Genomic DNA, 6941 nt, shown 5'->3' with positions numbered 1-6941 from the left:
CTTCCACTCCGCACTGCAGATGGTGGCACGTCAGGACAAGGCCGACGTGACCGATTCGGCCGTCGGCGCTCGTGTCGACATCGGCCCCAACGACGCGGGCGGCTTCCAGCTCGCCGTCACCCTCGAGGTGACGTTGCCGAATCTGAGTCGCGAGAACGCCCAGGCTCTGGCCGACAAGGCCCACCAGGTGTGCCCGTACTCCAACGCCACCCGCGGCAACATCCCGGTGGACCTGGAAGTGCACGTCTAGCTTCCGACCTGCTAGGCTAGAAGAATTCCCGTTACTCAATACGCAGAGCAGACCATGCAAACCGACCCCAAAGACATGTCGCGATTGGAGAAACTTCAGTCCATGGAGGCGATCTGGGAAGCCCTACACAACGATCTGGGCGAGCTGGAGTCGCCGCAGTGGCACGGTTACGAGCTGGGGGAACGGCAAAAGCGTATTGATGCGGGCGAAGCCTCCTTTCTCAGCCTTCATGAATTAAAAACCAGGAGATAGCTGGTGGGTCTTGTGGGAGCGGGCCCAGCCCGCGAAAGGCAAGCTTGGCTTGCCGGCAAAGGTTGTCCCGCAGGATCCCAGAATCCTTCGTAAGAACCGCTTCTAAACGGCCGATCAAGTGGCCTCTCTGGTATCCTGCCGGGAGCTTTGCTCCCTTTCGCGGGCTGGGCCCGCTCCCACAAGACCAGCCATCCATCAGGAGACCCCATGGCGACAGCGATGATCATGCACGAAGCGGGCGGGCCGCAGGTGCTGCGGCCGGAAACGGTGACGGTGGGTGAGCCGGGCCCCGGCCAGGTGCGTCTCAGGCAGACCGCCATCGGCGTGAACTTCCATGACATCTATGTGCGCTCCGGGCTCTACCGGACGCTGCCGCTGCCGGGGATTCCCGGGCTGGAAGCCGCCGGCGTGGTGGAAGCGGTGGGCGAGGGCGTCACCGCATTCGCCGCCGGCGACCGGGTCGCCTATACCTCCGGCAACTACGGCGCCTACGCCGACCAGCGTCTGATCGACGCCGGCCGGCTGGTGCGCCTACCGGACGACATCGACGACGTGCTGGTGGCCGGCATGATGGTGCGTGGCCTCACCGCCCGCATCCTGCTCACCGACGTCTTCCCGGTCCGCGAGGGCAGCGTCATCCTGGTCCAGGCCGCCGCCGGCGGGGTCGGGCAGTTGCTGTGCCAGTGGGCGCGCCACCTGGGCGCCACCGTGATCGGTACCGTCGGCAGCCAGGAAAAAGCCGAGCGCGCCCGCCGCCACGGCTGCCACCATGTGATTCTCTACCGGGAACAGAACGTGGTGGACACCGTCAAGCAGCTCACCGACGGCCGCGGCGTGGACGTCGCCTACGATTCCGTCGGCAAGGACACTTTCTACGATTCCCTGGCCTGCCTGGCCCCGCGCGGCCACCTGGTCAACTTCGGCCAGTCCTCCGGCCCGGTGGAACCGCTCGCCATGCCGCGCCTGGCCGCCGGCTCCTTTACCGTGGTGCGGCCCATGCTCGGCCACTACACCGCCGACCCGGCCGACCGCGACGCCGCCGCCGACGCCTTCTTCCAGGCCCTGCGCGACGGCATCCTCACCCCCGACGACCCGGTCCGCTACGCCCTCCAGAACGTGGGTCAGGCCCACGACGACATGGAAGCCCGTCGCACCCACGGCGCCGTCGTCCTGATGCCATAGAGATGCTATTCTCGGACAATGATACCGACAGACACAGACCAATTTATTAAAGCAGCACTCCAGCCGTTCAGTCCCCGGCTGGTAGTGATGTTTGGTTCGATGGCTCGTGGTGAAGCGACTGCCTCCAGTGATTTGGATATCGGTGTGATGCTGGAAAGTCCGCTAACCGTTGAGCAGCGGCAGGCCATGATCAAGACGCTCGCCGGTGCTTTGGGACGTTCTGTGGACTTGGTGGATTTAAACCGTGTCGGAGAACCCCTGCTCGGACAAATCTTGAAAGAAGGGCGGCGATTGCTGGGCGCGCCGACCCATATGGCGATATTGCTAAGCCGCCACCTAACCAATGGCGAGGATTTTATCCCGCTGCAGAAACACATTCTGGAAACACGGCGGCGCGCATGGATCAAGTCATAATCGACCAAAAACTTGAGTCGCTGCGACGTTGTGTGCGCCGGCTCCATGAGCGTTGTCCGGATACGCCTGGGTTGTTGTCCGAGGACCTGGATGCTCAGGATATTGTGTCGTTGAACCTTACCCGGGCGATACAGCTTTGCGTTGATATAGCGGCCCATTGGCTCGCGGATCAAGACGATCTGGGTGCGCCGCAAACCATGGGCGAGACCTTCTCACTTTTGGCGCAGGGCGACAAAATTCCCCAAGAGCTGGCTGACCGTCTTAGAGGCGCGGTCGGTTTTCGCAATATCGTCGTCCATAATTATGAAGCGGTGAACTGGAACATCGTCTTCCAGCTTTGCCACGAACATCTGGATGATTTCCGGGACTTTGCCCGCGCCTTCTCGGCCTGAACCCTCCAACCCTGATCCCAGAGACCTCTGGTATCCCGCCGGGAGCTTCGCTCCCTTTCGCGGGCGAGGCCCGCTCCCACAATTTCGCTCGCACAAATAAAAACGGCCCGCCGACGCGGGCCGTCGCGTCCCCCCAGGGCGCGTTAAGGGCAGCCACCGTCATAATCGGTGGGAAAAATCCGTGAGATCAGACCGTGCAGCGCCGGATCGTAGCTCTCCAGCTCCGCACGGGTATTGACGCTGTTGTGCAGCCCGTTGGGCGGATCGGACTCCAGGTTGGCGTTGAACCAGGTCTGCACCCCTTCCGCCCAGTACTCTTCCACGTTGTCGTCGGCGTAGGTGTTCTCAAACAGGTTGTTGGCGACGGCATCGTCGTAGGCCGCCTGCAGCTCGTCGAGAAAATCCGGGTCCAGATCTTCCAGCGCCATCAGGTCCACCGAGTGGGCGAACTCATGCAGGAAGATGTCCTCGTGCACGCCGCCGGCCTGGTAGGGGTCGTTGCCGTAGCACAGCACGTTCTCCTCGGTGCCGCTGCTCACCGGCCGCGCCTTGGTGGCGCCCAGGCCGCCGCGGGCGCGGTTGTCCCAGGTGTCGCCGGTGATCGGGAAGACCGTATCCAGGTCCGAGTAGGCGGGAATCTGCGTGATCCCCTCGCCGTCGCCGGTCACCGCCGCGATCGTGCCGTTGGCGATCATTTCCGCCAGCAGATCCTGGCGCAGGCTCATCATCCCCAGAATGGTCTCGCAGGCGTGGGTCAGCGCCGCCGCCGACACCAGATTACCGCCCAGCACCGGCAGGCCGTTGGCGTCCGCGTATTGAGAGTAGTAGGCGTCCTGCTCCGCGTTCAGGTCGAGGCTCGCGGGCACCGGGCCCACCGCGCAGGTGTAATCGGCCACCGCGTTGGCGGTGAAATCCCAGCTCTGCGCCGCGTTCAGCGCATCGCCGGACTGATCCGTGATGCCGTCCAACGTCACCGTGTACGCCTGGCCGTCCACCAGATCCGCGTTAGGTTTGAAGATCACCACCGAGCCGTCGTCGCTGTAACTGAAAGTGCCGTCCACCTCGTTAACGCCGGCGGTGACCATGAAGGAATCCCGGTCCACGCTGGCCGGGTCCACCGGCGCCGAGAACACCGCCACCACCGGGTACTCCGCCTTCTGCGTGGCGCCGTCAACCGGGCTGTTGGACGCCAGCGCCAGGCCGCCGGCATCGGGCCCGCCGCCGTCACCACCGCCCGTGCCGCCGGTACCGCCGCCGCCACTGCTGCCGCCACCCCCACCGCAGGCGGTGATCGCCAGGACCAGAGCCCCCATCAGCACGGTGCCGCCGCGCCGGCGCGTAAAAATCGTCGTTTCCATGTCGCTTCCAGTTATCCGCTTTTGTTGTGCCGAAGACACTACGGACCGGCGACAACCGTTCACATCCCCTAATCAGGTAGGGCTCGAGCCTTGTGGGAGCGGGATTTGTGGGAGCGGGCCCAGCCCGCGAAAGGCCGGCAAAGCCGGCCGGCAGGATCCCAGAGCCCTCTCCAGCAAGGTCTCTGCTATCCTCTCTCAATGACTTACCCAACCCCCGCCGGCCCCGTCGACCGCGAACTGATCATCAACAAAAGCCGCTTCATCGCCTGGCTGCGCCCGGTCCAGGACCGCGACCAGGCCCAGGCCGTGCTCGAGCAGGCCCGCGCCCGCTACCCGGACGCCAGCCACCACTGCCACGCCTGGCTGATCGGCGACCCGCAGTCCGGCCAGGGCGCCATGAACGACGACGGCGAACCCTCCGGCACCGCCGGCAAGCCGATCTTCAACGTGATTCAGCACAAAGGGGTGGGGGACGTCATGGTGGTGGTCAGCCGCTACTTCGGCGGCGTCAAACTGGGCGCCGGCGGCCTGGTGCGCGCCTCCGCCGGCGCCGCCGAAGCGGTGCTCTCCGCCATGCGGGTCACCGAACAGATCCCCGAGCAGACGCTCACCCTGCAGCTCGGCTTCGCCGACGAGCAGCCCCTGCGCCACTGGTGCGACCAGCACGGCGCCCGCCTGGAAGAGATCCAGTACAGCCAGCACGTCACCGCCAGGGTGACGGCGCCGGAACGGCATCTGGATGATTTGCGGGCGTTTTGCGCTGCCCATGGAATTGGCGCATCTCACCATTGGCGGCGGGGAAGGGAAGGGGCAACCTGATTGCCAATAATCACAATCAAGGAGAGCACGCCATGCCCGTCGTCGACCCGGATCCCCAACGCCTGCCGGACATCCTCAAAAGCATTCCCGCCGACACCCCCATCGTCATGCTCAACCTGCTGCGCTTCCGCGACAAAGCCCGCTATAAGGACGGCGAAGCCGACTACGACGGCCGCGAGGCCTACCGCCGCTACTCGCTGGTGGCGTTCGAGAAGGTCAAAGGCGTGGGCGGCGAGCTGCTCTGGTCCGGCGACACCCTGGCCGGCGTGATCGCCCCGGAAGGCGAGCGCTGGGACGAAGTCCTGCTGGTGCGCTACCCTTCAATCCAGGCGTTCGCCCGGATGCTCGCCGACCCGGAGTACAAGCAGGCCACCAAGCATCGCACCGCCGCCCTGGAAGAGGCCCGCCTGATCTGCAACCAGGAGAAATGAGAGCTGCAAGCGTCAAGCTGCGAGCTGCAAGCCTCAAGCCTCAAGCTGCAGGCTGGCCGTGCCGGGGGAAAGGCCATTTCATGGCACGGCCACTGTCCCAGCACGGCCTGCTTGCAGCTTGCAGCTTGAAGCTTGCATCTGTCTTTTGTCACCCGGGGTTAGCAATATAGTAAACACAATGTAAAATGCCGCTCCGTGTCATAGGCATGACTAAACTTGCGGGTGATAATCCCTGCCCCAGGGACTGGGGAACGTAAGCCATTCATCAGGATAGGAAGCCGCCAGTGCTAATTGGGTTGAGTCGGGCCGCCTGGCCCCGAGCAGTCAAAGGCGGAGCCCTGGGGGTACTGCTAAGCGTGAGCGCGACGGCCGCCGCCGCCCCCTGGGCGGAGACCGGGGACCTGCGCGCCCGGCATCATCTGGAAGCGCTCTCCGCGCTGGGCTGCTTCGACGGCCTCACCACCACCTGGCCGGTGAACTGGTCGGCGGTGGCCGAAGGCCTGCGCGGCGCCAGCGACACCTGCCGCACCAGCGAGCACGCCGCCTACTTGCGTGCCGCCCTGGACCGCGCCAAAACCGAAACCCGCACCGCCACCGTCACCCTCGGCGGCGCCAATGAAGAGCCCCTGTTCCGCCACTTCGGTGCCCAGCCCGCCGGCCAGGTGGACAGCTCGGCGGCGGTCTCCTTCACCGGCCGCCGCTACGCCGCCCGCATCCAGGCCGGCTACACCGACACCGACGACCGCGAAGACACCAGCGAGCTGCGCGCCGACGGCAGCTTCGTGGCCGGCCGCTTCGGCAACTGGCAGCTCGGCGCCGGCGCCATCGACCGCTGGTGGGGCCCCGGCCACCACAGCTCCCTGGCGCTCTCCAACAATGCCCGCCCGGTACCGGGCCTGTGGTTTGGTCGCCAGACCCACTACGCGCCGCGCTCGCCGTGGCTGAACTGGATCGGCCCCTGGGACTTCCAGGCCTTCATCGGCCAGCTCGAGCAGGACCGCGCCGTCTCCGACGCCAAACTGGTCGGTGGACGCCTGACCTTCCGGCCGGCCAGCTTTCTGCAGATCGGCCTGACCCGGCTGTTCCAGTGGGGCGGGGAAGGGCGGCCCGATGGCCTGGATTCCTTCGGCGACGCTCTGATCGGTAAGGACAACGGCCAAAGCACCGGCTTCACCGAGGAAAACGACCCCAGTAACCAGGTGGGCGGTTTCGATTTCCGCGCCGGTTTCCCGGTGTTCGGCGTGCCCACCGGCTTCTACGGCCAGATGATGGGCGAGGACGAGGCCGGCGGCCTGCCGTCCAAGTTCTCCGCGCTGGTCGGCTTCGACGCCCTCACCGGTTTCGGCACCGGCAGCCAGCGCTTCTTCCTGGAAGGCACCGACACCGTCGCCGGGCGTGCCGTCAGCGACGCCCGTTTCAACACCGCCTATGAACACAGCACCTACCGCAGCGGCTTCCGCTACTATGGGCGCAGCCTGGCCTCCACCTTCGAGGGGGACGCCCGCGCGTTGACCCTGGGCGGCCAGCAGTTTTTCCGCAACGGCGCGGTATTCACCGCCTCGGTGACCACCGCCACCCTCAACGCGCAAGGCGGCAAACGGGCTCAAGTTGAGCCCGACGGTGCCGAAATACTGCAAGCCAATACGGAACAAGATATCGTGCTGGCTGAATTACGGCTGGAACACGGCCTGCTGGGCGGGCGTCTCACCTGGGCCCTGGCCGCCACCGACGAAGCCGTAGACACCTTCGCCGGTGAGCGCGAGCAGGTCACCGCCATGGCGCAATGGCGCCGCACGTTTGACTGGTAAAGGACTCCCAAACGGTTATGACAGCAATAATGAAA

9 protein-coding genes are annotated in these 6941 nt (G+C 65.4%); 8 read left to right on the top strand and 1 reads right to left on the bottom strand.

Annotated features, from left to right (window positions below; genetic code table 11):
* From ACEQZD_RS06330 to ACEQZD_RS06310, 5 genes are all read left to right on the top strand, one after another.
* On the top strand, nt 1-250 hold a 250-nt coding region (locus tag ACEQZD_RS06330; protein ID WP_370184627.1), incomplete at its 5' end, for an Ohr family peroxiredoxin.
* A 54-nt stretch (nt 251-304) separates the two neighbouring features.
* Nucleotides 305-502 carry an addiction module protein gene (locus ACEQZD_RS06325; RefSeq protein ID WP_214013747.1) on the top strand — a complete coding sequence of 66 codons (198 nt, stop codon included), beginning with the start codon at nt 305-307 and terminating at the stop codon, nt 500-502.
* Nucleotides 503-709: 207 nt separating this feature from the next.
* Nucleotides 710-1684 carry a quinone oxidoreductase gene (locus ACEQZD_RS06320; protein ID WP_370184626.1) on the top strand — a complete coding sequence of 325 codons (975 nt, stop codon included), beginning with the start codon at nt 710-712 and terminating at the stop codon, nt 1682-1684.
* An 18-nt stretch (nt 1685-1702) separates the two neighbouring features.
* On the top strand, nt 1703-2098 hold the full coding sequence (locus tag ACEQZD_RS06315; protein ID WP_370184624.1) for a nucleotidyltransferase family protein: 396 nt from the start codon (nt 1703-1705) through the stop codon (nt 2096-2098).
* Nucleotides 2083-2490 (top strand): DUF86 domain-containing protein, encoded by a 408-nt coding sequence (locus ACEQZD_RS06310; protein ID WP_335628663.1) that lies wholly within the window; start codon nt 2083-2085, stop codon nt 2488-2490. The genes ACEQZD_RS06315 and ACEQZD_RS06310 overlap by 16 nt, the downstream gene beginning before the upstream one ends.
* 143 nt (nt 2491-2633) lie before the next feature.
* Here ACEQZD_RS06310 and ACEQZD_RS06305 read toward each other — a convergent pair whose 3' ends face one another.
* Nucleotides 2634-3848, bottom strand: a complete 1215-nt coding sequence (locus ACEQZD_RS06305) for an Ig-like domain-containing protein (RefSeq protein WP_370184622.1) — start codon at nt 3846-3848, stop codon at nt 2634-2636.
* A 198-nt stretch (nt 3849-4046) separates the two neighbouring features.
* Here ACEQZD_RS06305 and ACEQZD_RS06300 point away from each other — a divergent pair, with 198 nt between their 5' ends.
* The 3 genes from ACEQZD_RS06300 to ACEQZD_RS06290 all read left to right on the top strand — a co-directional run bounded on the left by ACEQZD_RS06300 (nt 4047) and on the right by ACEQZD_RS06290 (nt 6906).
* Nucleotides 4047-4667, top strand: a complete 621-nt coding sequence (locus ACEQZD_RS06300; protein ID WP_370184620.1) for a YigZ family protein — start codon at nt 4047-4049, stop codon at nt 4665-4667.
* A 32-nt stretch (nt 4668-4699) separates the two neighbouring features.
* A complete protein-coding gene (locus ACEQZD_RS06295; protein ID WP_370184618.1) occupies nt 4700-5098 on the top strand; it encodes a DUF1330 domain-containing protein in 399 nt (132 codons plus the stop codon).
* Between the two features lie 356 nt (nt 5099-5454).
* The gene (locus ACEQZD_RS06290; protein WP_370184616.1) at nt 5455-6906 is read left to right on the top strand and encodes a capsule assembly Wzi family protein; all 1452 of its coding nucleotides are present in this window, start codon (nt 5455-5457) and stop codon (nt 6904-6906) included.
* The last annotated feature ends 35 nt before the right edge of the window (nt 6907-6941 follow it).

Source organism: Alloalcanivorax sp. (assembly GCF_964221125.1).
Taxonomy (GTDB): domain Bacteria; phylum Pseudomonadota; class Gammaproteobacteria; order Pseudomonadales; family Alcanivoracaceae; genus Alloalcanivorax; species Alloalcanivorax venustensis.
This window is presented reverse-complemented; position numbering and strand designations above follow the sequence as displayed.